25 protein-coding genes are annotated in these 25212 nt (G+C 63.7%); 15 read left to right on the plus strand and 10 right to left on the minus strand.

What is annotated here, in order from left to right; genetic code table 11:
* Positions 1-12 precede the first annotated feature (12 nt).
* Complete coding sequence (pdxS, locus tag LN996_RS03980; protein ID WP_308102696.1) at positions 13-927, plus strand: pyridoxal 5'-phosphate synthase lyase subunit PdxS; 915 nt, start codon at positions 13-15, stop codon at positions 925-927.
* A gap of 231 nt (positions 928-1158) precedes the next feature.
* Here the strand turns inward: pdxS and LN996_RS03985 are convergent, their stop codons facing one another.
* Complete coding sequence (locus LN996_RS03985; RefSeq protein ID WP_231338877.1) at positions 1159-2091, minus strand: LysR family transcriptional regulator; 933 nt, start codon at positions 2089-2091, stop codon at positions 1159-1161.
* 162 nt (positions 2092-2253) lie between these two features.
* On the opposite strand from LN996_RS03985, the gene LN996_RS03990 reads away from it, so the two are divergent.
* Together LN996_RS03990 and LN996_RS03995 are read left to right on the plus strand one after the other, a co-directional pair.
* On the plus strand, positions 2254-3555 hold the full coding sequence (locus LN996_RS03990; RefSeq protein ID WP_231338878.1) for an SRPBCC family protein: 1302 nt from the start codon (positions 2254-2256) through the stop codon (positions 3553-3555).
* Positions 3552-4967 (plus strand): ferredoxin reductase, encoded by a 1416-nt coding sequence (locus LN996_RS03995; RefSeq protein ID WP_231338879.1) that lies wholly within the window; start codon positions 3552-3554, stop codon positions 4965-4967. Before LN996_RS03990 ends, LN996_RS03995 begins: the two co-directional genes overlap by 4 nt.
* A gap of 8 nt (positions 4968-4975) precedes the next feature.
* On the opposite strand, the gene LN996_RS04000 is transcribed toward LN996_RS03995, so the two are convergent.
* Positions 4976-7129 (minus strand): glycogen debranching N-terminal domain-containing protein, encoded by a 2154-nt coding sequence (locus LN996_RS04000; protein ID WP_231338880.1) that lies wholly within the window; start codon positions 7127-7129, stop codon positions 4976-4978.
* A 295-nt stretch (positions 7130-7424) separates the two neighbouring features.
* On the opposite strand from LN996_RS04000, the gene LN996_RS04005 reads away from it, so the two are divergent.
* The 8 genes from LN996_RS04005 to LN996_RS04040 all read left to right on the plus strand — a co-directional run bounded on the left by LN996_RS04005 (position 7425) and on the right by LN996_RS04040 (position 14984).
* Complete coding sequence (locus tag LN996_RS04005; RefSeq protein WP_231338881.1) at positions 7425-7766, plus strand: hypothetical protein; 342 nt, start codon at positions 7425-7427, stop codon at positions 7764-7766.
* Between the two features lie 95 nt (positions 7767-7861).
* Positions 7862-9268, plus strand: a complete 1407-nt coding sequence (locus LN996_RS04010) for a deoxyribodipyrimidine photo-lyase (RefSeq protein WP_231338882.1) — start codon at positions 7862-7864, stop codon at positions 9266-9268.
* Between the two features lie 152 nt (positions 9269-9420).
* Positions 9421-10920: a CoA-acylating methylmalonate-semialdehyde dehydrogenase gene (locus tag LN996_RS04015; RefSeq protein ID WP_231338916.1), complete on the plus strand. Its 1500-nt coding sequence runs from the start codon at positions 9421-9423 to the stop codon at positions 10918-10920.
* On the plus strand, positions 10920-11984 hold the full coding sequence (locus tag LN996_RS04020) for an enoyl-CoA hydratase/isomerase family protein (RefSeq protein WP_231338883.1): 1065 nt from the start codon (positions 10920-10922) through the stop codon (positions 11982-11984). Before LN996_RS04015 ends, LN996_RS04020 begins: the two co-directional genes overlap by 1 nt.
* Positions 11985-11995: 11 nt before the next feature.
* Positions 11996-12937 (plus strand): 3-hydroxyisobutyrate dehydrogenase, encoded by a 942-nt coding sequence (mmsB, locus tag LN996_RS04025; protein WP_231338884.1) that lies wholly within the window; start codon positions 11996-11998, stop codon positions 12935-12937.
* A gap of 45 nt (positions 12938-12982) precedes the next feature.
* Complete coding sequence (locus LN996_RS04030; RefSeq protein ID WP_231338885.1) at positions 12983-13762, plus strand: enoyl-CoA hydratase; 780 nt, start codon at positions 12983-12985, stop codon at positions 13760-13762.
* Between the two features lie 73 nt (positions 13763-13835).
* A complete protein-coding gene (locus tag LN996_RS04035; protein WP_231338886.1) occupies positions 13836-14129 on the plus strand; it encodes a DUF4190 domain-containing protein in 294 nt (97 codons plus the stop codon).
* A 288-nt stretch (positions 14130-14417) separates the two neighbouring features.
* Positions 14418-14984: a dihydrofolate reductase family protein gene (locus LN996_RS04040; RefSeq protein WP_231338887.1), complete on the plus strand. Its 567-nt coding sequence runs from the start codon at positions 14418-14420 to the stop codon at positions 14982-14984.
* On the opposite strand, the gene LN996_RS04045 is transcribed toward LN996_RS04040, so the two are convergent.
* The gene (locus LN996_RS04045; protein WP_231338888.1) at positions 14981-15643 is read right to left on the minus strand and encodes a TenA family protein; all 663 of its coding nucleotides are present in this window, start codon (positions 15641-15643) and stop codon (positions 14981-14983) included. The two genes, LN996_RS04040 and LN996_RS04045, sit on opposite strands and share 4 nt — an antisense overlap.
* A gap of 106 nt (positions 15644-15749) precedes the next feature.
* On the opposite strand from LN996_RS04045, the gene LN996_RS04050 reads away from it, so the two are divergent.
* The 3 genes from LN996_RS04050 to LN996_RS04060 are packed head-to-tail and all read left to right on the plus strand — an operon-like array spanning position 15750 to position 17816.
* Complete coding sequence (locus tag LN996_RS04050; RefSeq protein ID WP_231338889.1) at positions 15750-16610, plus strand: universal stress protein; 861 nt, start codon at positions 15750-15752, stop codon at positions 16608-16610.
* Positions 16611-16669: 59 nt separating this feature from the next.
* A complete protein-coding gene (locus LN996_RS04055) occupies positions 16670-17560 on the plus strand; it encodes a helix-turn-helix transcriptional regulator (RefSeq protein ID WP_231338890.1) in 891 nt (296 codons plus the stop codon).
* 16 nt (positions 17561-17576) lie between these two features.
* A complete protein-coding gene (locus LN996_RS04060) occupies positions 17577-17816 on the plus strand; it encodes a hypothetical protein (protein WP_231338891.1) in 240 nt (79 codons plus the stop codon).
* A 316-nt stretch (positions 17817-18132) separates the two neighbouring features.
* Here LN996_RS04060 and LN996_RS04065 read toward each other — a convergent pair whose 3' ends face one another.
* The 5 genes from LN996_RS04065 to LN996_RS04085 form a co-directional block, all read right to left on the minus strand.
* A complete protein-coding gene (locus tag LN996_RS04065; RefSeq protein ID WP_231338892.1) occupies positions 18133-18837 on the minus strand; it encodes an RES domain-containing protein in 705 nt (234 codons plus the stop codon).
* A 3-nt stretch (positions 18838-18840) separates the two neighbouring features.
* Entirely contained in the window at positions 18841-19233 is a 393-nt protein-coding gene (locus LN996_RS04070; RefSeq protein WP_231338893.1) for a hypothetical protein, read from the minus strand.
* Positions 19234-19329: 96 nt separating this feature from the next.
* Positions 19330-19488, minus strand: a complete 159-nt coding sequence (locus LN996_RS04075) for a hypothetical protein (RefSeq protein WP_231338894.1) — start codon at positions 19486-19488, stop codon at positions 19330-19332.
* A 140-nt stretch (positions 19489-19628) separates the two neighbouring features.
* On the minus strand, positions 19629-20135 hold the full coding sequence (locus LN996_RS04080) for a cyclophilin-like fold protein (RefSeq protein WP_231338895.1): 507 nt from the start codon (positions 20133-20135) through the stop codon (positions 19629-19631).
* The gene (locus LN996_RS04085; protein ID WP_231338896.1) at positions 20132-21328 is read right to left on the minus strand and encodes an MFS transporter; all 1197 of its coding nucleotides are present in this window, start codon (positions 21326-21328) and stop codon (positions 20132-20134) included. The genes LN996_RS04080 and LN996_RS04085 overlap by 4 nt, the downstream gene beginning before the upstream one ends.
* Positions 21329-21475: 147 nt before the next feature.
* Here LN996_RS04085 and LN996_RS04090 point away from each other — a divergent pair, with 147 nt between their 5' ends.
* Positions 21476-22849 carry an HNH endonuclease signature motif containing protein gene (locus LN996_RS04090; RefSeq protein ID WP_231338897.1) on the plus strand — a complete coding sequence of 458 codons (1374 nt, stop codon included), beginning with the start codon at positions 21476-21478 and terminating at the stop codon, positions 22847-22849.
* 33 nt (positions 22850-22882) lie between these two features.
* Here LN996_RS04090 and LN996_RS04095 read toward each other — a convergent pair whose 3' ends face one another.
* A complete protein-coding gene (locus tag LN996_RS04095) occupies positions 22883-23389 on the minus strand; it encodes a MarR family winged helix-turn-helix transcriptional regulator (protein WP_231338898.1) in 507 nt (168 codons plus the stop codon).
* A gap of 41 nt (positions 23390-23430) precedes the next feature.
* Positions 23431-25149 carry an AMP-binding protein gene (locus LN996_RS04100; RefSeq protein ID WP_231338899.1) on the minus strand — a complete coding sequence of 573 codons (1719 nt, stop codon included), beginning with the start codon at positions 25147-25149 and terminating at the stop codon, positions 23431-23433.
* Between the last annotated feature and the right edge of the window lie 63 nt (positions 25150-25212).

The following is a 25212-nucleotide window of genomic DNA, read 5'->3' on the forward strand; positions in this document are numbered from 1 at the left end:
TTGGAGTATCACGTGCCTACAAGACCCCTCCTTTTTGAAAACATACCGTTGACGGGCAGCAGCCGCGTTAAGCGGGGCATGGCGGAGATGCTCAAGGGCGGCGTCATCATGGACGTCGTCAACGTCGAGCAGGCCCGCATCGCCGAAGACGCCGGTGCCGTCGCTGTCATGGCGCTCGAGCGTGTCCCGGCCGATATCCGCGCCCAGGGTGGCGTGTCCCGCATGTCGGATCCGGACATGATCGATGCGATCATCGCCGCCGTGTCCATCCCGGTCATGGCCAAGGCCCGCATCGGCCACTTCGTCGAAGCCCAGGTCCTGCAGTCCCTCGGTGTTGACTACATCGACGAGTCCGAGGTCCTGACCCCGGCGGATTACATCAACCACATCGACAAGTGGAACTTCACTGTCCCGTTCGTGTGTGGTGCCACCAACCTTGGTGAGGCTTTGCGCCGCATCAACGAGGGTGCGGCGATGATCCGGTCCAAGGGTGAAGCCGGTACCGGTGATGTTTCCAACGCGACCGGGCACATGCGCAAGATCCGTTCGGAGATCGCCAAGCTCGCAGCACTTCCCGAGGACGAGCTCTACGTTGCGGCCAAGGAGTTGCAGGCCCCGTACGAGCTGGTCAAGGAAGTTGCCGCGACCGGCAAGCTTCCCGTGGTGTTGTTTACCGCCGGCGGCATCGCCACTCCGGCTGATGCTGCGATGATGATGCAGCTCGGCGCTGACGGTGTGTTTGTTGGCTCGGGGATCTTCAAGTCCGGCAACCCGGCAGAGCGCGCCGCCGCAGTCGTCAACGCCACCGCCTACTATGACGATCCTGACGTCATCGCCAAGGTCTCCCGCGGCCTCGGGGAAGCCATGGTGGGCATCAACGTCGACGACATCCCGCAGCCCCACCGCCTCGCAGAACGCGGCTGGTAGGTTCCGTTGCCCCCGGCGCGCCCTGATCCTCTGCGTGCTATTCCCCGCTCTCGCTGCCGCCATTTTGCTGGCGGGCCGGGGCGGGGACCCTTTTACGCACGCTGCCGGATCAGCGCTCACCGCTCCGTTGTGGGAGTGTTTGTTTGTTAGTGAGGGACTCTCCACCAGGAAGTTGTTCGATAAGTCGACGGGCTACCAGGTCTGGGCCTGAGCGGCTGTTACTCCGGACTTTTAGCGGTCATCCTCTGGGCGGGCCGTGAGGATCCGATGAGCGCTCTCCTGCAGGATGGCGAGCGACTCCTGGATGAGGGGCGAGGCGATGCTGCCCCTGCGAACCGCAGCGACGATGCGGCGTGAGGGCCTGCCTTTGCCGCTGATACGAAGCCGAACCACGTTTTCGGTGCTATGCAAGGGTGCCAACCGCGGCAGCAGACCCACGCCCAGCCCCGCTCCGACGAAGGCGATCTGGGTTTCCCACTCAACGGCCTCATGGGCAATCCGCGGCGTCACCCCGACGGCCGTGAACGCCGCTGTGAAAAGGGCGTGGTAGGTGGAGCCGGCGGCTTCGGTGATCCATGGTTCAGACGCGAGCTCTTCCAGCGTCACCGTTTCCCGCGAGGCCAAGGGATGGTCAGCCGGAATGATCACGTCCAGGGGATCGTCGAGCAGGACCGTCTGTTCGAAGCGGGGATCGTCTTCCACGTAGGTGTCGGACTGCATGGCGACGATGACCGCAAGATCAATTCGTTCTGCCACCAGCAGGTCGAAGCAGCGGGCCGGGTTGGCCTCGAGTACCTGCACCTCCACTAGTGGGCGCGTGGTGCGGAGGGTGGCGGCCAGCGGGGCGAGCAGCTGCGCGGCCGCCGTCGAGAATCCGCCGAGGCCAAAACGGGACTGCACCTGATCGCCCGCCTCCATGGCTGCCGCGCGCAGGCTTTCCCACTCGGCAATGAGGGTGTCCGAGCCCTCCACGAGAAAACGGCCCGTGGCGGTCAGCCGAACGCCCCGGCCGTCCTTGGTCAGCAACTGCATTCCCAGCATGCGCTGGAGCTCCCGCAGCTGTGCGGAAACAGCGGACGGGGAGTAGCCGGTGAGCTCCGCGGTTGCGCCAATGGTGCCGCACCGGGCAAACACCCGAAGTGTGATGAGCCTCGCATCGATCATGCACCTATTGTGCACGGTTATCTTCTGAATCTTGCGCTTTTGTTGCGGTTCAATCGTCCCTAATCTCATGACTATAAGGTTTTCGACCACGCCGCCCGCCCCCAACGCAGCGGTGCTCCCCACGAAACACACTCTGACCCACGCCTCCCGGGAGGAAAACATATGTCTGCTCCAGTCTTGCCCCTCAACTCACGCGGAAAACTCGCCTCATCTTTGCCTGCAGAGCAGCTGGCGGAGATCAGCGCGTTGTTCGAGTTCCGGCGCAAGGGATTTTCCCTCGATGCGCCCTTCTACACCGATGCCACGATCTTTAAGATCGACATGGAAGCCATTTTTGGCCAGCACTGGATCTTTGCCGGCAGCGTCGCCGAGCTGCCGGAGCCAGGCGACTACATCACGGTGGACTACGGGCCCTACTCCCTGATCGTGCTGCGCAATGACGACGGCGGCGTGAACGTCCTGCATAACGTCTGCCGTCACCGTGGCGCCCGCGTCCTGACCGAGGCTGCCGGGTCCACAGGAAACCTGGTGTGCGGCTACCACTCGTGGACGTACTCTCCGGAAGGCAACCTGATCCACGCCTCGGCGCCAGGGGAGACGAAGTTCGACAAAGGCTGCTTCGGCCTCAAGCGCGCCCACAGCCGTGTGGTGGCCGGACTCATCTTCGTCTGCATTGCCGACGAGCCACCAGCCGACTTCGACGAAACCTCAAAGATCTTTGAGCCGTACCTCGCGCCCCACGATCTGTCGAAGACGAAAGTCGCCTACCAGCAGAACATCATTGAGGAGGGCAACTGGAAGCTCGTCATGGAGAACAACCGTGAGTGCTACCACTGCGACGGACACCCGGAGCTCGCCTGTTCCCTCTTCCCCACCTGGGGCCTGACGGAGGGCCTGATCCCCGCCCACCTCGAAGAAGTGTGGGACCGCAACAAGGAGGCACAGTCCTCGCTCGAGGAGCGTTGCCGCCGCTATGGCCTTCCCTACGAAGTGGTGGAGGAGCTGGACACCCGCATCGCCGGAATCCGTATTTCACGCGAATCCCTCGACGGCGAGGGCGAATCGTTCTCGGCCGATGGGCGCAGGCTCTCCAAGAAGCTGCTCGGTGACTTGCCGGACTTCCGCCTTGGCCGCTGCTCCATGCACCTGCAGCCCAACAGCTGGTTCCACTTCCAAAGCGACCACGTCATCACGTTCGGCGTCTTCCCCGTCAACGAGCACCAGTCCTTGGTCCGCACCACCTGGCTGGTAGCGGATGACGCCGTGGAAGGCGTGGACTACGACCTGGAGAAGCTCACCTACACCTGGAAGCAGACCAACCTGCAGGACAAGGCATTCGTGGAGCTGTGCCAGACCGGTGCCGGCAGCCCTGCCTACGAGCCCGGCCCGTACATGAAGAGCGAGTACCAGGTGGAGGCCTTCATCAACTGGTACGTACAGCGCGTCCAGGAGCACTTGGCATGACCGAACTCCTCACTGAGACGCTGGTCCAGGAGCCACATCGCATTCGCGGCCTTGAAATGCCGTGGAACAGGGTGATGGGAAGCAGCGAGGGACCCGCCAGCGCAGCCCGTGCGTTGGGCCCCTGGCATCCGCAGGAGTTTACGGCCGAATGCGTGGAGATTGTTGCCGAAGTGGGCGGCATGATGACCTTCGTGTTCCGTCGCTCCGATGGTGCACCCCTGGCGTTCCGAGCCGGCCAGTATGTGAACGTGGCCTTCCCTGTGAACGGGGAAGACCAGGACCCGGCGGACCGAAGCTACTCGCTGTCCAGCGCCCCCACGAGGCCGTGGACCTTCGACATCACTGTTAAACGCGATCCCACGGGGCTGGTCTCGCCGTGGGTGCACCAGAACATCAAACCCGGCACTGTTTTGGAGATGCTGGGGCCCGTGGGGGCCTTCCACCTGCCCGACGTCGACCGGCGGGCACGGTACCTCCTGCTGGCTGCCGGGGCCGGCATCACCCCCATCATGTCCATGGTTCGGACCATCCATTCCCTCCCTGGACAGGCCGATGTGGTGGTGCTTTATCACGGGGCGGCGGACGAGGGCTTTGCCTTCAACAAGGAGCTCGCCCACATCGCCTCGGTGGACTCGCGCATCAAGGTCTTCTACTCCCTGGGCAACCGAGCCAAACCCGCGGACTGGGAAGGGCTGAGTGGAAGGCTCACGGCGGCCATGCTGGATGAGGTGGCTCCGGATGCCAATGGGCGGCAGGTCTATGCGTGTGGTCCCGAGGGCTACCTGAACACCGCCACTGAGCTCCTGGGGAAGGTGGGCGTGGACGACACCTCCATCCACATGGAGTTCTTCACCGGAGACCGCCAGACCATCCTTGAATACCAGGCGGAGCTTGCGCATGCGGCGGACATCGCGGAGGAGATCGCCGAGGAAATAGCGGAATCCGCCGAGGATTACTACGAAAGCCAGCCCGCTGCGTTTGGGCTCTACGAGCCAGGCTACGACGCCGAGGGAACCTTGCAGGCGACCGGCCTGGAGCTGGAATCCGCGGAGCCGGACCTGACCGGTCCCGAAGCTTTCGACGGCGGTGCGGATGCGGGAGCGGAGGTCTCAACTCCCGATGCTTCGAGCTTTGAGACAGTGGGAACGGGAAGCCTCACCCTGTCCTTCATGCGCACCGGCATCAATGTGCGCGTGGACCCGTCCGAGCACATCCTGGGCCCGGCCCAGCGTGCCGGCGTCAGGATCGGCGCCAACTGCAAGGAGGGCATGTGTGGCTCCTGCAAGATCGTCAAGCTTTCCGGCGACGTCGAGATGAACCACCAGGGCGGCATCCGGGCACGTGAGATCGACGCTGGCAAGTTCCTGCCCTGCTGCTCAACGGCGCTCACTGACATGGTGATCGACGCTTAGCTCAGGGCTCAGGGCTCAGTACGCCGCAGCTCTGCCCGTTCCACGAGCTCGGTGATCCACGGCCGTTGGGCACGGTGGAGCGTCAAACCTTCCGGAAGCCCCTCAACCCGGGAGGAAGAACCGACCACGTCGATGGTGATGCGCCCGCTTCCCATGGGGGCGTTGCTGATGTGCAGGTCACCGTAGGACTCGGGCAATACGGGATCCAGCCAGACGCCGCCCAAGGAAATGTGGGCGTCGTAGCGCATGAGTCCGGTGATGAGCTGGATGGGAGTAGCGGCAGCCCAGGCCTGTGGGGAACATGCCGTGGGGTACGGCACGGGCTCCCTGAACTGTTCGCGCGCAAACCCGCAGAACAGTTCGGGGAGCCTGCCGCCGGAGAACTCGGCTGCTTCAAGCAGGGCAGTGGCGATGCGCTGCGCTTCCTCCACGAATCCGTAGCGGAGCAAGCCTGCCGCTATCAGCGCATTGTCATGCGGCCAGACCGAGCCATTGTGGTAGCTGGCCGGGTTGTAGGCGCCCATGTCGCTGGCCAGGGTGCGGACTCCCCAACCGCTGAACATTTCCGGAGACATCAGCCGCTCCACCACACGGGGAGCCTTGTCTTCGTCCACCAAGCCAAACCACAGGCAATGCCCCATATTGGACGCGCAGGCGTCGACAGGGCGCTTGTCCTTATCCAAGGCCACCGCGTAATAGCCCTTGTCCGGGAGCCAGAAGTCCTCGTTGAACTTCTTTTTCAGGCGATCCGCGCGTTCCCGAAGCTCGGCTGCCAAGGTGTGGTCGCCGTCGTCGTAAGCCATCCAAGCGCGCGCCATGTAGGCGCCATGAACGTAGGCCTGGACTTCGCACAGGGCCAACGGTGGCTCAGCGATGGTGCCATCGGCAAAGTTGATACCGTCCCAGGAGTCTTTCCAGCCCTGGTTGATGAGGCCGTGCTCGTTGGGACGCCCGTACTCCACGAAGCCGTCGCCATCCCGGTCGCCGTAGTCCCTGATCCACTCGAGCGCGCGATCCGCGTTGGGTAGGAGCTCGGAAATCACGTCCTTGGCGAAGCCCCAACGGCTGACCGAACCCAGGACAGCGACAAAAAGGGGAGTGGCGTCGACGCTGCCGTAGTAGGCGGACTTGCCGCCGAGGGCCAGGCTGCTGGAGACGTCCAGCCTCACCTCATGCAGGATCTTGCCGGGTTCTTCCTCCGTAGCGGTGTTCACCTCGCTTCCTTGGCGGTCAGCCAGGGTGCGCAGCGTGCCCAACGCCAGGGATGGATCCACGGGAAGCGCCATCTCTGAAGCCCAGAGGGAGTCCCGGCCGAACAACGTCATGAACCATGGCGCTCCTGCGGCCACCACCACCCTGTCCGGGTGCGCCGGGTCCTGAATGCGGAGGGCACCCAAGTCCTCGTAGCTCCTGCGGAGGGTCTTTTCGATGGACCGGTTGCCTATTTGCATCACCGGGATCTTGCCCACCCATTCCTGCCTCCGCCGATCGCTGGGGGACATCTCGCCCCTGCCGGGATGGGTGAAGGGAGCTGCCGACCCGTCAAGGGTGGGCATCGCGCTGATACGTGTACTCCATTGCCCATAGGGCGGAATGCTCGTCCTGAAACCCAAGGCCTTGGCTCCGGCGCCGGCGCCTTCGGCCCGGATCATCACGCCCTTCTTCAGCCCCTCCCACAGCCCGCGGATTTCCAGCGAATCACCTTCCAAACGACGCGTTTCCTTCCATTCGCGGGTGATCCGGGCTTCCTTCACTTCAAAGAGATCCGCGAAGTCCGCTTCGACCGCCAGCGTGATGCTGCACTCAGCCGGTTCTTTGGAGTAGTTCCGGATAGTGATTTCCTCAAGCATGCCGGCCCCTACTTCACGGAGCCGTTCTACGAGCAGGGGACTGTCGGCGTAGCCGTCTGAGCGCGGCACACGGCCTGCGAACAGGGCCCGGTACGGTTCTTTGGTTTCTGCCGCCAGGGGTTCGACGGTCTGGCCGTTGATGGTCAGCTCCCAGCGGGACAAGATGCGTGTGTCCAAGTGGAACAGGCCCTGCGGCAGGTCAGGCCTGATGTCTCCGTTGGCTGCAGAGATGCAGAAAGTGGAGCCTTCCACGAGGGTTACGGTGCCGGAGCCCAGTGGGCCGGCTGCGGTGTCTGCGTTCCATCCAGCCACGGCTTGCCTCCAATCATCACGCCCTGATTGCCCGCTCCGCTGGGGGACGCAGGATTCCGGGGTGTGTGGCTGTATCTGAAGCTACGCCGAACTCGGGGATGGCGCCAGAGCCCGCGCATCGGTTGCCACGGCACGGTGTGGCGCCGGTTTCGGCGCGGGACAGCACCTCTTCGAAACCCAGAGTTAATCTGTTTTCCGGTTACTCCGCGGTACGGGGGGTCTATAGTGGGGGAACAGGACATTCGCTGATGCAGCCCGGCGGCCCGTATTTTCTTCCGACGCCGGAGGCCCCGTAATGACCGACACCCAAATAGGCAGCTTTATTCGCGACTGCGTGGTGTTTGAGGACGACACCGAGAACGGCTTGGATTTTGACACTTTCTATGGCCTGTACATCAGTTGGTGCGTTCTTGGACGAAAAATTCCCATTCCAGACTCCGCTTTCAAAACGGCCCTTGTCCGTGAGGGTCTGAGGTCCATCAAGGAAAACGGCCGCAGGATCTATGCAGGATTGAGCATGGTGGGCCCTGCAGCCAGGGACTACGTGGTAAACAGCGTTCCCGTGTGGGATGCAACGGGGGCCGATGCTCCCGCACTTTCCGAGATCGTCGAGGAAGCTGTTCCATCCATCGCCTAGCCTTATTCAACAGCGAGCGTTCAGCCCATGCCCCTAGGATTCATAAGGGGGCATGGGCTGTTCCCATTTCCGGGGGTGTCCGCTGAAAGGAATTAATGAAACCGTCCATCGTTTGGTTTCGCGACGACCTGCGGGTCGCCGACAACCCGGCCCTGCGTGCCGCCGTCGACGACGGTGAAGCCGTTGCCTTATTCGTCCTCGACGAAGAATCGCCAGGCATCCGCGCCCACGGCGGTGCCGCACGGTGGTGGCTCCACCACTCGCTGACGGCGCTCCGTGATGAGCTGGACAAACTGGGCATACCGCTGCTGCTCCGCCGCGGAGCAGCCTCTGACGTGGTCCGGAAGACGACGACGGCGGTTGGCGCCGGCGCGCTTTACTGGAACCGCCGGTACGGCTCGGCTGAGCGGACGGTCGACGCCGGCATCAAGGCCTGGGCGGGTGACGCAGGACTGCATGTGGCGAGTTTTCAAGCGTCCCTCCTCCACGAGCCATGGAATGTGACCACGAAAACGGGCGGGCAATACAAGGTCTTCACTCCTTTCTGGCGGACCGTGTCTGCACAGGATTTCCGCGAGCCGTTGGCTGTGCCCGCAAAGGGCCATGGGTATGCCGGAGAACTGCCGGGGTACGACGAACTGGACTCCTGGCATCTCTTGCCCACCGACCCGGACTGGTCCGGCGGATTGGCCGACATGTGGACGCCGGGGGCTGCTGCCGGGCACCAGCGCCTTGCCGGGTTCGTGGAGAAGGGGCTTTCCAATTACAGCGAGGGGCGGAACCGTCCGGACACCGATGGCAGCAGTTGCCTCTCGCCTTACCTGCGCTGGGGTGAGCTGAGCCCGTTTGAGGTGTGGCATGCCCTGGGTTCCACAAGGTCGGACAGCGCTTCGATTTACGCTTCCGAGCTGGGCTGGCGTGAATTCTGCTGGCACCAGTACTTCCACAACCCTGGGCTCGCAACGGCCAACCTTCGCCCTGAGTTCGATCGCTTCCCCTGGGCGTGGCCCGGGGTTGCTGGAGACGGAAGCAGTGGTGGCGACGGTAAACACCCCGGCCACGAAAGTGCGCCGGAGGAGCTCCGCGCATGGCAGCAAGGCCGCACCGGCTTCCCCATGGTGGACGCCGGACAACGGCAGCTCTGGCATACGGGGTGGATGCACAACCGTGTCCGCATGGTTGCCGCGAGCTTCCTGGTGAAAAACCTTGGCATCCACTGGCAGCTCGGCGAGCAGTGGTTCTGGGACACCCTGGTGGACGCTGATCCGGCGTCGAACCCCGCCAACTGGCAGTGGGTGGCAGGGTCCGGGGCCGATGCGTCGCCGTTCTTCAGGATCTTCAACCCGGAGGCCCAGCGCATTAAGTTCGATCCCCAGGGAAAATACATTGCCCATTGGATTCCGGAGTTCGGCACACCCGGCTACCCGGAAGAGATCGTGGACCTCAAGACCACCCGGGCGGAAGCGCTGGAGGCGTACAAGGGGATGAAAGAGGTCCATTAGGCGTCCCAGGACACCCCTCTGGAAATTAGTAGGAAGTCCGAGTATATTCGGGTTCAGAGATGACCTGGATCACAGTTGGTCACGTGTTCCCCGCAGCGGTCCCAGCACCCGGCGGCATGGCAGTCATTCACGATGCAAAGGAGCATTCCACCATGGTGCGCGAGCTTTCACACTACGTAGACGGCCAAAGGATTGACGGCACGTCCGGTCGGTTCAGCGATGTCTACGATCCCTGCACCGGCGAAGTCCAGGCCCGGCTTCCGCTGGCCAGCGCGGACGAGGTCCGCAACGCCGTCGCAAATGCGGAGAAGGGCCAGCTCGAATGGGCGGCCATGAACCCGCAGCGCCGTGGACGCATCCTGCTCAAGTTCGTGGACCTGGTCAACGACAACATGGACGAGCTCGCCAAGCTCCTGTCCTCCGAGCACGGTAAGACGTTCGCCGATGCCAAGGGCGACATCCAGCGCGGCATCGAGGTAGTCGAGTTCTCCGCAGGGGCACCACACCTGCTCAAGGGAGAGTTCTCGGACAACGCGGGGCAGGGCATTGACGTCCACTCACTCCGCCAGCCCTTGGGCGTCGTCGCGGGCATCACGCCCTTCAACTTCCCGGCCATGATCCCGCTGTGGAAGTCGGGCCCCGCGCTCGCCGCCGGAAATGCGTTCATCCTCAAGCCCTCCGAACGGGACCCGTCGGTTCCCCTGCGCCTGGCCGAGCTGTACAGCGAAGCCGGGGTTCCGAACGGCGTCTTCAACGTGATCAACGGTGACAAGGAAGCCGTGGACGCGTTGCTTGAAGATCCGCGCGTCAAGGCAATCGGCTTCGTGGGCTCCACACCGATCGCCCAGTACATCTACGCCACAGCAGCCGCGCACGGCAAGCGCGCGCAGTGCTTTGGCGGCGCGAAGAACCACATGGTGATCATGCCCGACGCCGACCTGGACATGGCCGCCGACGCCCTGATTGGTGCCGGGTACGGTTCAGCAGGCGAACGCTGCATGGCGATCTCGGTGGCCGTGCCGGTGGGCCAGGAAACCGCCGATGCCTTGGTGGCCAAACTGACCGAGCGCGTCAAGGACCTGAGGGTGGGCCACAGCCTGGACAAGGACTCGGACTTCGGACCCGTGGTGGCTGCTTCAGCCAAGGAACGGATCGAGGGCTACATCCAGTCCGGCGTGGATGAAGGCGCGACGCTGGTTACTGATGGCCGCGGCCTCACCGTGGACGGCTACGACGGCGGTTTCTGGGTTGGTCCTACGCTCTTCGACAATGTCACCAAGGACATGAAGATCTATAAGGAAGAGATCTTCGGCCCTGTCCTCAGCGTGCTGCGCGCGGCTGACTATGACGAAGCGCTCAGGCTCTGCAGCGAGCACGAGTTTGGCAACGGCGTCGCAATTTTCACCCGCGACGGCGACTCCGCCCGGGACTTCGCCAGCCGCGTGGAGGTAGGCATGGTGGGCATCAACGTGCCTATCCCCGTCCCGATCGCGTACTACACGTTCGGTGGTTGGAAGGCGTCCGGCTTCGGCGACCTCAACCAGCACGGCGCCGACGCCTTCCGCTTCTACACCAAGACCAAGACCGTGACATCACGGTGGCCCTCCGGCATCCGACAGGGCGCCAGCTTCGTCATGCCGGCAGGCAGCTGATGGGGGCTGTGGAGGCAGAAGACGAGGTTCTTTTCGAACGTCGGGGCCATTTGGGCATCGTGACCCTGAACCGTCCCAAGGCTGTCAACGCGCTGAATGCGGGAATGGTGAAAGCCATGCTCGGGCAGTTGGCGGACTGGGCGGACGACGACGCCGTAGCCACAGTTTTGGTGCGCGGCGCCGGCGACCGCGGCCTGTGCGCGGGCGGGGACATCGTGGCCATCTATAAGGACATGCTCCACAGTGGAACGGAAACAGCGGAGTTCTGGGCCGACGAGTACCGGCTGAACGCCCTGATCTCGCACTATCCCAAACCGTATGTGGCCTTCATGGACGGCCTGGTGCTGGGCGGTGGTGTCGGCATCTCGGCGCACGGTTCCTTGCGTGTCGTCACCGAACGGACACGCACCGGAATGCCCGAAACCACCATTGGATTCGTGCCCGACGTCGGCGGCACGCTCCTGCTGTCACGCTCGCCGGGGGAGACGGGAACCCACGCTGCCCTGACGGGTGCCCATCTGGCCGGCGCCGATGCCCTGTTCCTGGGCCTCGCGGACCACTTTGTGCCGTCCGAAAGCCTGCCCGCGTTGGCAGAAGCGCTGGAAACCTCGACGGCGGAAGCCGCCGTCGAGCGCTTCGCCCAAGCCGCGCCGGACTCGGCCCTGGCGGCCCAACGCGGGTGGATCGACGCCGCGTACGCGTACGACGATGCCGAGGAGATCGTGCGGGGCCTGCGCTCGGCGGGGGCTGAAGCGGCTGCCGTTGCGGACACGATCGAGGCGAAATCGCCAACGTCGGTGAAAGTCGCTTTGGCATCCCTGCGCCGGGTCCGGGGGCTCTCGCTCGAGGAAGCGCTGGACCAGGAGTATCGGGTAGGGCTTCGTTGCCTTGCAGGTCCGGACTTCCGTGAAGGCATCCGCGCGCAGGTGGTGGACAAGGACAGGAATCCGCAATGGAAGCCGCCGACGCTCGCTGACGTCCGCACGTCCGACGTCGAGGGCTACTTCGCGCCGCTTGGAGAACGCGAGCTGGGGCTTTCAGCCAGTCCAGTCCAGTCGAATTGAAGGAGACGAGCATGACAGAGAACGCAGCCACGTCAGATATCCAAGCCCCCTCAACAGGACTCATCGCTTTCCTCGGCCTCGGCCACATGGGCGGACCCATGGCGGCGAACCTGATCAGAGCGGGGCACGAAGTCATCGGCTATGACCCAGTCCCTGCGGCTGTCGAGGCAGCGCTGGCCCACGGGATTCCCATGGCGTCCACGGCACATGAGGCCGCAGCGGAAGCGGCGGTGGTGTTGACCATGCTCCCCAGCGGCAAGCACGTGCTGGACGCCTACCGGGGCGTGGACGGTCCTGGGCTCCTTTCCGTTGCGAAGCCGAACACCCTGTTTCTGGACTGCTCAACCATCAACGTGGACGAAGCGCGCGAAGCGGCTGCCGTTGCACTGGAAGCCGGGCACCGCTCCGTGGACGCCCCGGTTTCCGGCGGCGTGGTGGGTGCCGAAGCGGGCACCCTGACGTTCATGGTGGGTGCATTGCCGGAGGATTTCGAGACCGTGAAACCGATCCTGGAACTCATGGGCAAGAGGATCGTCCACTGTGGTGACCATGGTGCCGGGCAGGCCGCCAAGGTCTGCAACAACATGATTCTGGGCGTGTCCATGATCGCTGTTGCGGAGGCTTTTGTCCTCGGCGAGAAGCTGGGCCTCACGCACCAGGCGTTGTTCGACGTCGCCTCCAACGCGTCCGGACAATGCTGGGCACTGACCACCAACTGTCCCGTTCCGGGACCTGTGCCCACCAGCCCGGCCAACCGCGATTACCAGCCGGGGTTTGCCGGTGCGTTGATGGCCAAGGACCTGCGCCTGGCACTGAACGCGTTGGAAAGCACGGGTGTTGCGGCAGAGATGGGACCGCTGGCATCGCGTATCTACGATGCTTTTGCCGCCGGCGAGGGTGCCGGCAGGGACTTCTCCGGCATCATTACGGAGATCCGCGACAAGTCCGTGTGAAAGGTTGGAACTGAACTTATGACGAGCTTGGCGGAGAGGGAGAGCATGACGGAGCAGTACAAGAACATTGTGGTGGAACGGCGGGGCCGGGTAGGCCTGGTGACCCTGAACCGGCCGGAGGCATTAAATGCGCTGAACACGGCGCTCATGACTGAACTCGTGGATGCTGTCACGGCCATGGACACCGATCCGGACGTGGGCGCGGTGGTCATCACGGGCTCCGCCAAAGCGTTCGCTGCCGGGGCCGACATCAAGGAAATGTCTTCCAACAGCTACATGGACATGTACGCCGCAGACTGGTTCCGGCGGTGGGAGGACCTCACACGCCTGCGGATTCCTGTCATTGCTGCTGTCTCCGGTTTCGCCCTCGGCGGTGGCTGCGAACTGGCGATGATGGCCGATTTCATTATTGCCGGAGACAACGCCAAGTTCGGCCAGCCCGAGATCAACCTCGGTGTAATTCCGGGGATGGGCGGCTCGCAGCGGCTCACCCGCGCCGTGGGCAAGGCCAAGGCGATGGACATGATCCTGACGGGCCGGTTCATGGATGCCGACGAGGCCGAACGCTCCGGCCTGGTCTCCAGGGTTGTTCCTGCCGCTGAGGTGATCGATGAAGCAGTCAAGGCTGCCGACGTCATCGCGTCCAAGTCCAAACCGGTCGCGATGGTGGCCAAGGAGGCCGTCAACGCTGCCTTCGAGACGGGCTTGGCCCAAGGGGTTGTCTTTGAACGGCGGGTGTTCCACTCACTCTTCGCCACTGAGGACCAGAAGGAAGGCATGGCCGCGTTCAGCGAGAAGCGCCAACCGGAGTTCAAACACCGCTAATTCGCAGGCGGGGCAGCCAGGGTTTTGGGCACTGCGCGGATAGACTCGGGGCACTTACAAATGGGGAGAGAACATGTCAACGGAGATCGTTCAGGCTAACCACACTGAAGCGTCCACCCAGCCGATCAACCGGCAGGCCCTCGTAGCCGCCGCGATGGCAGTAGTTGCCCTCGTGGGGCTGTTCTTCGCGGGTATGGCAGTCATCGCGGTCTTCGTCGTCGGGGCGGGCCATGTGGCCTTGAACCAGATACAACAGCGCGGTGAGCGCGGACGGGGCTTCGCCATTGCGGCTTTGGCTGTGGGCTACGGCATCGGTCTCCTGTCCTTGGGCTCGGCGCTGATCTTCGCGTTCACCTCGGCAGGCTGATCTTCACTTCGGCAGGTTAATAGGGCGCAGGTCACGGTCCTTCTTTCGTCACGTTCCGGCTGCTCGCGTGTCCTATCAATGGACACGAACAGGCGACGACGAGGGACCCCATGACCTGGCAATTTTGCGATAACGACAACTGCCCTGACAGCTGGCACTGGACGAACCTGGCGGGAACTCCGGAGGCCTGCCGAGGGTCCGCTGAACAGGAGAACCGTGAAAGGGTTGTCCCCTCATACTTCGCGGCGTAGGCTCCTGCGGGCCATCACCGCATTCGAGGAGTGAGTCATGGGACAACTGATCGTCCAGGATTTTGTCACCGCCGACGGATTCGCCGCCGACACCAACAATGAGTTCAAGGCCTATGAACTGCTGGAAGGTGGAACGGCTGAGTTCGACCGCGCCCAGCTCGAGTGGCTCGGCAGCGTTGAAGCCATGGTTCTGGGCGCCACCACGTACAGATACTTCGCCGAGTTCTGGCCTACGCCTGCATCGGAGGGCGAAATCATTGCACCGGCCCTCAATGGCCTGCGCCGCCACGTGTTTTCGCGCCAACTGAAGGAAGCCCCGTGGGGTGACTTCCCGCCGTCGACCATTGAATCCGGCGACGCGATCGAAGCGATCCGCCGCATCAAGCGCGAGTCCGAAAAGGACATTGTCCTGTGGGGCAGCCTGTCCCTCGGCGGGACGTTCTTCGCGGCAGGCGAGGTGGACGCGGTCCGGTTGGTGGGCCAAGGCGCCGGCCGCGGCGTCTTCCCCGCCGGACACGACCCCGCGCTGTTGAAGCTAGTGGACGTGAACAGCTACGACCAAGGCCTGGTGGAGCTCAGTTACACCCTACGGAAGCAGAGCTAGCGGATAGCTGCGCTGATAAGCGCCGCGTCGAAGAACGCCCGCTCGAGCCGCACCGCTTCCGCGAAAGTACCGGTCACACGGTGCCGATCCTGCGGGGATGAAGGCTCGACGGCGTCGAACTCGTCGCGCAACCACGTCACCCACGCGTTGTACTCAGGGTTGTTGTGGAGACGGATCCACTCGGCATGCTTGGGTTCGGCGGGCCAGCTGTCAGGATTGCCGGCGCGGGCTGCCCAGTCGCCGTAGAGCCACTCGGCAACCAGCAGGACTGCCAGGACATCCGGGTAGGAGCGGGTGGCGAGGGCGCTGCGCATGAGGGCATCGAAAGCGCGGGTGGCAGGTCCGAGGACTGGTGTTGTCCTGTCTGCTTCCGGTACGTCCAGTTCATTGAAGCAATCCTGGAAGAACGTGTTCTCGTCCGAAGCGAAGGCTCCGAGGACTCCAGCGAACACCAGCCGCGAAGGAAGGGAAGGAGCCGACGCCACGGCCTGGCCCAGGAGGGCCGTGAACGCGTCGCAGAACTGGTAATCCTGCACGAGGTAGTGGCGCAGGTCCTCGTCCAGGAGGGACCCGTCCAGAAGTTGGTCCACGAACGGATGGTTGACGGCAGCGTCCCAATCTTCGGCGTACTGGTTCCTGAGTTCTTCGGCAAAGCCCACGGTGTTTCCTCCTGAAGTGTCAGCATCGGAGCCTAGCAGCGTACTGGGTTTTGGCGGCGGGCGTTACGCTATGGTGCCGCTTCCCGCGCCAGCGTAGGCTCTGGCCATGACGGAAACCAGCACGATCGTGGTTGGCTATGACGGATCCGAAGAAGCGAAGCGTGCCGTCCAATGGGCAGCCCGACACGCGGTCCGGCGGGACTGTTCCCTGCAGATTGTCCACTGTTCCCTGTGGGTCCTGCTGTCCCATAACAGGGGGCCGGTCCCCGGGGTGGCTGACAGCGGCCTCGAACGTGCGGCACAAAAAGTCCTGGAAGAGGGGTTGGCCCTCGCCCAGGAGACTGTTCCCGAGCTGACTGTCCACACCACCTTGTTGCATGGGATGCCCCGCGACCATCTTGCCCACGTTTCCGTCGGCGCGGAGATGCTGGTGCTCGGAAGTCGGGGCCTTGGCGGGTTCATGGGATTGCTGGTGGGATCCGTCAGCCTTGAATTGGCCGCAACCGCAGAATGTCCCGTGGCCGTGATCCGTGCGGATGACCACCCCTCCGGCCCCGTGTTGCTTGCCGTGGATGACTCAGGATCACCGGCAGCACTCGACGATGCCTGCGTATTCGCTGCGGCAACGGGCGCGGACCTCATGATCGTCCATGTACTTCACGAACCTGCCGGCTACCGCCTGCTGCGTGAACCTGTGGAAGCGTACCCGGACGCTGAAGCCTTGCTGGACTCCGTGCTGAGCCAGGCCCGCCACAAAGCACCCGGGATCACCGTGGCCGGAGAGTTGTTAGTGGATGCTTCCTTCTCCCGGGCGGTGGTCAAGGCCTCCCAAGGAGCACGCCTTACGGTGGTGGGGACCAAAGGGCACGGCGTCATCAAGGGCACCATCGGCTCCACCGCCCACGCCGTACTCCACCATGCCCACAGTCCCGTGTTGGTGTCGCGCCGGAAGGTCGGGCCGACGTAAGCCGTTGGGGGCCCTCAAAGGGACTCCCTCGATGGCCAGACCGGCCCTATGGTGAAGTCATGGACAATCGGGCAGAAGTACGCGAATTCCTGATCTCCCGGCGCGCCCAAGTGGCCCCCGAGCAGGTTGGATTGCCGGCCGGCTCCAATCGGCGCGTGAAGGGATTGCGTCGCAGCGAGGTGGCCACGCTGGCCGGGCTGAGTGTCGAGTACTACACCCGCCTGGAGCGCGGCGCCATCAGTGGCGCTTCGCCACAAGTACTCGAGAGCCTAGCCAGGGCGCTGAATATGGATGATGCCGAGCGCGCCCACCTCTTTGATCTGGCCCATGCAGCGAGTCCAGTTGCCCGACCGCCGCGACGCCGGAACTCGAAGTCCTATGTGCCCCACCAGAGCCTGCAGTGGGCGTTGGATGCTGTCACGGCAGGACCTGCGTTTGTCCGCAACGGCCGGATGGATCTGCTGGCCGTGAACCCGTTGGCCCGGGCGTTCTACAAGGACTCCTACGACATGCCGGGCCAGCCACCCAACATCGCCCGCTTCACCTTCCTGGACGATCGTGCACATGAGTTCTATCCGGACTGGGATGCGTTTGCCGAGGCGACTGTCTCGATTCTCCGCACGGAGGCCGGACGCGACCCGCACAACAAGGAGCTCCACGATCTCATTGGTGAGCTCAGCACCCGCAGCGATGAGTTCCGCACCCGCTGGGGCGCACACAACGTCCGCCATCATGGCACCGGTTTCAAGACCTTCAAACACCCCATCGTTGGTGAAATGACACTCGCCTATGAGGGCCTGGAAATGGCCGCGGAACCTGGACTGACCCTCACGATCTATGCAGCCGAGCCTGGATCGCCGTCGGCCGAACGCCTTCAGCTGCTGGCATCGTGGGCGGCCAGCGAATACGGTGTTCAGCCTGCTGCCGAAAGGACCGTCGCGGACAGCTGACTGCCGGACGGCTGATGTGTCTTCAGCGGCTGACTTCTACACGGACTTCCTGGCCTTCGAAGCGTGCAAGCTCTTCGGGGAAGTCTCCGAACGCGAAATGGAAAACGCCCTGACCAACCGGATTGCCGAAGGCCTCCGGGAACTTGGACCGGGCGCTCCGATCGACAACGACTTGGTCGATCTGCTCTTCCTCGCTACGTCGTCGTTGAACTGGAGACGGGCAAGTTCCAGCTCGACTTCCACGTCGCCCTTATAGAGGAAATGCTGCGACGCGAGAACCGCAACGAAACCATCGGCATTCTCATCTGCGGTACCCAGAACGATCGCAGCGCCTGACACAGCCTCGGCCGCTCAACCTCACCAATGGCAGTCGCAGCCTACGCCAACGACCATCGACAGACGTGAAGCGTGCCCGACCCAATGGTGGACCCGTCGTGGACGCCCTGGAATGGTCCAACCCAACCACCGCCCTTAGAACTGAACGCACCACGGTCCGGTTAAAACGCCGATAAGCACTCTTTCGTCCGCTTGCCGATAGCTGGAGCTGTCGAAGAGCCTCGTTGAGGAGTGCGCTACGCTTCACGCCAGTTGAGTTTGAGGATTTCGAATGCTTCGTTGATCGCCGCAGCGTCGTGGTGGATGTCAACCACTTGGGTCCGGCCAAGTTTGGGGCTGGTTGGGGGATCCCCGGGCCGCTCGAAGATTGCCCACAGCCGGAGCTCGTCGCCGTGGCGGGAGTTGAAGGTGACACCATCGACAGTGGTTGTTTCGTATAGCCAGGCGGCGACGCCCTGAGTCAGTTGTCTCGGGCGGGCGTCTTTCAACGCCGCCGCGTCGAAATCGGCCAGTCCGAGACTCAAGGCAGTAGCGATGAAGTTCGGATAGAGGGCGGCGATGGTTTGGGAGGCGGTGACGGCGCAGTAGTGCCCGGAGAGTTCGGCGCGGGTCGCTGCTCGTGGTTCCAGCCATTCACGTGGAACTTCTCCTGGCGGGATGGTCGGGTGCAGCACTTGGTCTTCATCGTCTTCGACGATTTCGTCCAGTTCCGCGGCGAGTCTGGCGTCGCGGCGGAAGCCGGCCAGGACTTCCAGGAGGCATGCCTTCAGGCTTGAGCCGGCGTAGACGGTGCGGAAGTTGCCGTGCAGGTCATCCCAGCGTCCCGGGAAACGGCCATCCGTTGCCCATTCCCAGCCGCTCCACGCCCAGGGCTCGGGGCGGAACCCGATGCGCCACACAGGGCCGGCCGCTGGGATGATGGCTAGTTCGTTCTGTTCCACCCGTCAGCCGGCGGCCGCGAAGGCCCGGGCAGCTGCAAGGACCGATTGTGCGGCCTCGTCGATATGGCCTTCGCGCAAGAGCCTGGCCGGCGGCACATCGTCCAGCTGCGGGTTCATGCCCTGGAACCAAGCCTGGACCACGGCCCTGGAATCGCGCTCTGCCAGCAAGGCCGCGACATGGTAGGCGTGCCGCAGCCGGGTCATGACCTCTGCGGAGGGTTTCCGTTCACCGTCTGCCCATTGGCGTACCGCACGGGTTTCCTTGACTGAGCCGATGTAGGCGACAAGTTTTGCGCCCAGGATGTCCCTGAGGTCGCGGACTAGCTCGGCCTCGGGCAGCCGAATGGAATCCTGATGGGCCTTCAGCCCTCCCCGGGCTCCTGCAACTGCTGTCATGTCTCCATGCTGTCATGAATGACACTTTGTTTCAACGGTTAGAACACACCATTGATCACACCCGAAATCTCACGCACGGAAAGCCGACAACCGTGTCTATGACATGTTGAAGCGCACTGTATGCCTTCGGCAGCGCGTGGCCAGCTCAAGGTTGGCAAGACTCTCTACGGGCACTTGGTGGCCTTCTACTTCCGATCCGAGTTTCGCCGCCTGCTCACGGACATCTTCGGTGCGGCGAAGTGCGAGGAGCTGCATGGCCTTTTCTTGCTCAGCCGCCGCTTCAAGGCCTCTTCCTGGGCTGGGTGCAAGTGCGACCTAGCGACCCCTCTCCGTGGTGACGGTCCGACTCGAGGCAAGTGGCGTCCGTGCCGACGTCGTGGATGTCGATGCCACGCTCAGCGGCTGACTTCTACCCGGACGTCCGGCCCCTCGAACTGCGCAAGCCGTTCCGGGGTGGCGGTGTAGCGCCCCAAATGGATGGTCTGGTCCGAAAATCCGATACCTGAGGCATCGTAATAGAAACCAAGATTCCCCCAAGGGACGAAGTAGATCAGGTCGCCGTTTTCAGGGTCGGACCCGGGGGATCCTTGGTGGTTGAGAGGTCTCGGCAGCTCAGCGATTTTCTCCCGGCCGGCGAACTCTTCCATAGTGAGCGTGAGCGGCAGCAGGCTCAAGAAGTCCCGGGTGGCCGGGTTGTCCTCACCGATGGTCACGTCAAGTGATGCCGAGCCGGTGCTGAAGCGGACCACGGTACCTACGACGCTGCCGGTGGCGGGAGTTGATGTTTCGTCGGCCGGACTCGGTGCGGGTTCGCCGGAGGGCGTTGTGTTGCAGCTGGCCAGCGCCGCGGCCGCCGCAATGGTGATGGCGGGCAACAATCTTCCAGCGACGCTGCGCCTCATGCCACGGCACCTTCCTTCCGATCCTTGAGCATCAGCACCGTGAGCGGCAGGAAGTAGAGCGCAGCTACTCCCGCACCCACCAGCACCGGACCGCTGGCTCCCAGCGCGGACTCCAGCGCGAAGCCGGCCATCCACGATCCCACGGCCGTGCCCAGATTGAACGCCGAAGTGCTGAGCGCCGAGGCCAGGGTTGGAGCTTGCCCGGCGTAGCGCACTGCCTTGCCGATCAATATTGGGTTCGTTGCCATGCCGAAGAGGCCCAGCAGGAAGATCAGGACCACTGTCACCACGGCGTAGTGGGAGAACAGGAAGAGGGCTCCGAGAACCAGGAATGTCATGCCTGCTGAGATGAACAGGGCCGGGTAGGGGTGGTGTGCCCCGAAGTGGCCACCCAGGGTGGATCCGATGAACGCCCCGATGCCGTAGGCCATCAGCACCAGCGGAACCGCGGCTGCGGCAAGCCCAGTGTTCTCGGTGAGCAGCGGAGAGATGAAGGTGTAGGCGGCCAAGGAAGATCCGCACACCATCGCGCAGCCCGCCAGGACAAGCCAAACCCTCGAGTCCCGCATACTCGCCAGCTCAGCACGGACCGACGGGGTGGGTCCGGAAACAGGATCCGAGGCAACCAACCGGTACACGGTAACTGCACCCACCAGGGCCAGGCCAGCGAGTACCCAGAACGGTCCCCGCCAGCCAATGACCTGACCGGCAAACGCCCCAAGGGGAACACCCACCACGTTGGCAAGCATCCCGCCGCCCAACACCACCCCTAGCGCCCGCGAGGCTGCCGCAGCGCCTGCCGCTTTGGCACCCACGACGGCGGCTACCGCCCAGAAAGCGCCCGTCGCCAAGGCCGTCAGGAAACGTGCGCCAAGAATGAGCGTGAAATCGGAGGTGAGCGCCACGATGACGTGACCAACAGAGAACACCACCAGCGCGAGGCTCAGCGTCAGCCGGCGTGGCAGCTTGAGGGTCAGGATGGACATCGTGGGAGTGCCCACGATCATGCCGACAGCAAACACCGTGATCATGAGTCCCGCACTTGCCACGGAGGTGCCCAGGTCGCTGGCGATCTCCGGCAGTATCCCCGCAACAATGAACTCGGTGGTTCCCATCAGGAACACACCCGCAGCCAGAACGTAGGTCACCAGGGGTAAACGCCGGGTCCTGGCGGTGGAAATTGTAGTGGTCATGACTTCAGAACATCAGGTTCGCAGCGGGGGAGGGAGTCCCGCTTGAGGGAGGTCCTCCAAGGGACTCCCTCACCTCGCGGCCAGTGAATGGGGCTCCCCTGTGATCGCTGGCCTTATATTGTCAGTGCCTGCTGCCAGAGTTAGGGCATGGAGCGGATTGGGGAGAGGCAAGCGGGCGCAGTAGTGGCGCTCGGGCGCGCTCCAGTCGTCGTGGATTCCGTTCAGCGCGGCAGGGGTACAGCCAGCACCGTTAGTGGGGACCTGATCGAGCAGTTGCGGGCCCTGGAGGAGATGAAGTCGGCAATCACCGCTTTGCAGGCGCGGGTTGCTGTGGCTTTTGATCTTGCCCAGCGCGCCGAGCAGGCCGAGGCAGGGGTCCCCGCCTCGGAGCGTGGCCAGGGCGTGGGAGCCCAGGTGGCACTGGCACGGAGGGAATCACCGAACCGTGGCTCCCGGTTGCTTGGTTTGGCGAAGGCGCTCGTGATCGAGATGCCGCGCACCTTGGCGGCGCTGCAGGCCGGGCAGCTGAATGAGTGGCGTGCCACGCTGCTGGTGAAAGAAACCGCCTGCCTGTCTGTTGAGGACCGAACCGCTGTCGACGAGGAGCTCGCCCCCGACACAGGGACCTTTGCCGGGAAGGGCGACAAAGCGATCGTGGCCGCGGCGAAGGCTGCCGCGTATCGGCGGGATCCGCGGTCGGTAGTCGGGCGTGCCAGTCGCGCTGCGGCCGAGCGGACTGTCAGCCTGCGCCCGGCGCCGGACACCATGACCTACCTGACGGCATTGCTTCCGGTTGCCCAGGGAGTGGCGGTCTACGCGGCGCTGACCCGAGCGGCTGATTCGGCCCGCTCCAGTGGGGATGCTCGAGGTCGGGGTCAGGTTATGGCCGACACCCTGGTCGAACGCAGCACCGGTACCACGGGCGGGATTTCGGGGATCAACGTGGACCTCGTTATGACGGACCGCACCTTGTTCCAAGGTGACAGCGAACCAGCCCGGCTCAAGGGCTACGGAATCGTCCCCGCTGAATGGGGAAGGGAACTGCTCGGATCGGCGCAAGCCGCAACCCTGGGACAGGAGGGCGCGAACTCAGCTTCCGGAACAGGGCAAACCGGTCAAGATCATGCGGCAGTGCCGAAGACAGAGCTCACTGTCTGGCTTCGCCGGCTCTACACCGCGCCAACCACGGGAGAACTCCTTGCCGCCGACTCCAAGGCCCGGGTCTTCGCTGGTGGGCTTCGGCACTTCATCGAAACCCGTGACGACATCTGCCGGACCCCGTATTGCGATGCGCCGATCCGGCATATTGACCATGTGGTTCCGTGGCGTTCCGGAGGGCAAACAAACCTCGCTAATGGCGCAGGGCTCTGCGAAGCCTGCAACCACACCAAGGAAAACCCCGGCTGGAGCACCAAAGCCGTGCCCGGTGACGTGCACACCGTGGAAATCAGCACCCCCACCGGACACTCGTACCAATCAAAGGCACCGCCCCTGCCGGGACACCGCCCCTCCAGAACGTAGAAACCCCGGACACGAGAAAGCCCGTTGAGCGCCTTAGTCTTCGAAATCTCCCGCATCCCTGCGGAAGGTGCCCAGTACGCGGATGAGGTGATCGACGTCGTCGTCTCCGAAACCTGACTTGCCGAAAACCTCGGAGTTGAGTGCCGCCGTCGCCTTCTTGGCGAGGGTCCGGCCCTCGGCGGTGAGTTCTATCAGGGTGGTGCGGCCGTCGGTGGGATGCGGCGAGCGGGCCACCAGGGCGGCTTTTTCCAAGCGGTCGACGGCGTTGGTCACCGAGGTGGGGTGCACCTGCAGGAGCGCGCTGGCTTTGTTCATGGGCAGCGCACCGCTCCGGGCGAAACTCAGCAGCGCCAGAAGTTCGTAGCGTGCGAAGGTCAGCCCGAACGGCTTGAGGACCGTTTCGATGCGCGCCAGCAGGATTTGCTGGGTGCGCATGATCGCGGTGATGGCAGCCATGGGCGCGGCGACATCGCCCCAGCCATGCCGTTCCCAGTTGCGCTGGGCATCGGCAATGGGGTCGCGGGGGAGTGGGGTGCCCATGGGCCTCCTTCGTTTGCTTGGTTGGCCGAGTGTTCGGTTGGCTAGTCTTTCAGATTCGGGAACTCCTCCTCGGAGTATTCGACGCCCAAACCTGACGGGAGCGGACCGTCGCCGTGCCGAGCAACCTCTGTACCGCGCAGTTCGACGCGCCGGATCTTGCCGGAAATGGTCTTGGGCAACTCGCCGAATTCCAGCCGCCGGATGCGCTTGAACGGCGCCAGATGCTCACGGCAATACTTGAGAATGTCCTCGGCCACAGCAGGTCCCGGTTCGTAGCCGGCGGCCAGCACCACAAACGCCTTGGGTACCGACAACTTCACGGCATCAGGTGAAGGCACGACGGCGGCTTCCGCCACTGCGGGGTGTTCGATCAGGACGCTTTCAAGTTCGAATGGCGACAAACGGTAGTCGGAGGACTTGAAGACGTCATCGTCCCGGCCGACATAGGTGATGACGCCATCGGCGTCCCGGCTGGCCATATCGCCGGTGTGATAGTAGCCATCGCGGAAGGCCTCGGCCGTCTTGGCCTCGTCACCGAAGTAGCTCTTCATGAGCCCCACGGGCCGGGGGTCCAAGCGCAAGCAGAGTTCGCCGTCGTCGGCTTCCTGGCCGGTGACCGGGTCCACCAGGACGACGTCGTACCCGGGCAGCGGCCGTCCCATGGAGCCGATCTTTACCGGCTGGGCAGGAGTGTTGGCGATCTGGACCGTGGATTCGGTCTGGCCGAAGCCGTCACGGATGGTGACGCCCCAGGCCTCCTCTACTTGCCCGATGACTTCCGCGTTGAGTGGTTCGCCGGCCGAAACCACCTTCAGCGGAGGAGTGGTGAGCTGCGTGAGGTCTGCTTGGATGAGCATGCGCCACACCGTGGGCGGCGCGCAGAAACTGGTGACGCCCTCCCGGCCCATCTGCTCCATGAGGGCGGCGGCATCGAAGCGTTCGTAGTTGTAGATGAAGACGCAGGCCTCAGCGATCCAAGGAGTGAAGACGTTGGACCAAGCATGTTTGGCCCAGCCGGGGGAGGCGACGTTGAGGTGGACATCGCCGGGTTCGAGGCCGATCCAGTACATCGTAGACAGGTGGCCCACGGGGTAGGACGTGTGGGTGTGCTCCACCAGTTTGGCGCGGGAGGTGGTGCCGGAGGTGAAGTAGAGGAGCAGCGTCTCGTCGGCGCGAGTGGGGGCGTCGGGCGCGAAGTCCGTGCCGGCGTCGTACGAATCTGCGTACTGTTTGGCGTCCGCGTTGGTGGGTTCCGCGCCGATCTCGATCAGGGTGTAATCGCCTTCCACTGCGGCGAACTTGCTGATGTTGGCACTTCCGACGGCCACCCAGCTGGCCCCACCGCGCTCAACGCGGTCCTGGAGATCGCGGGCGCCCATGAGGGTGGTGGTGGGGATCATGACGATGCCCAGTTTGATGCCGGCCAGCATGAGTTCCCAGAGTTCAACCTGGTTGCCGAGCATGATGATCATGTGGTCGCCGCGCTGGACGCCCTGGCCGCGCAGCCAGTTGGCTACCTGCGATGACCGATCTGCGAGCTCCTTGAACGAGCGGCGGGTGGAACTGCCGTCCTGTTCCACGATGACCAGCGCGGGCTTGCCACCTTTTTCCTGGTCCGCCGCGATCTGGTCGAACCAGTCCAAGGCGAAATTGAACTCCTCGAAGCGTGGCCACGCGAATTCGCTGTGTGCCTGCTTGTAATCCTCGCGCAGTTCCAGCAACCGGTCGCGGGCCGCACGGAAGTCATCGGTGACTGTCATAGTCCGCCTTTCGCTGGGGCTTCATTGCCCGGCCTAGTGATCCACATCACCTTGCAATATACT

The organism is Arthrobacter sp. AK01 (assembly GCF_021109375.1).
Classification (GTDB): domain Bacteria; phylum Actinomycetota; class Actinomycetes; order Actinomycetales; family Micrococcaceae; genus Arthrobacter.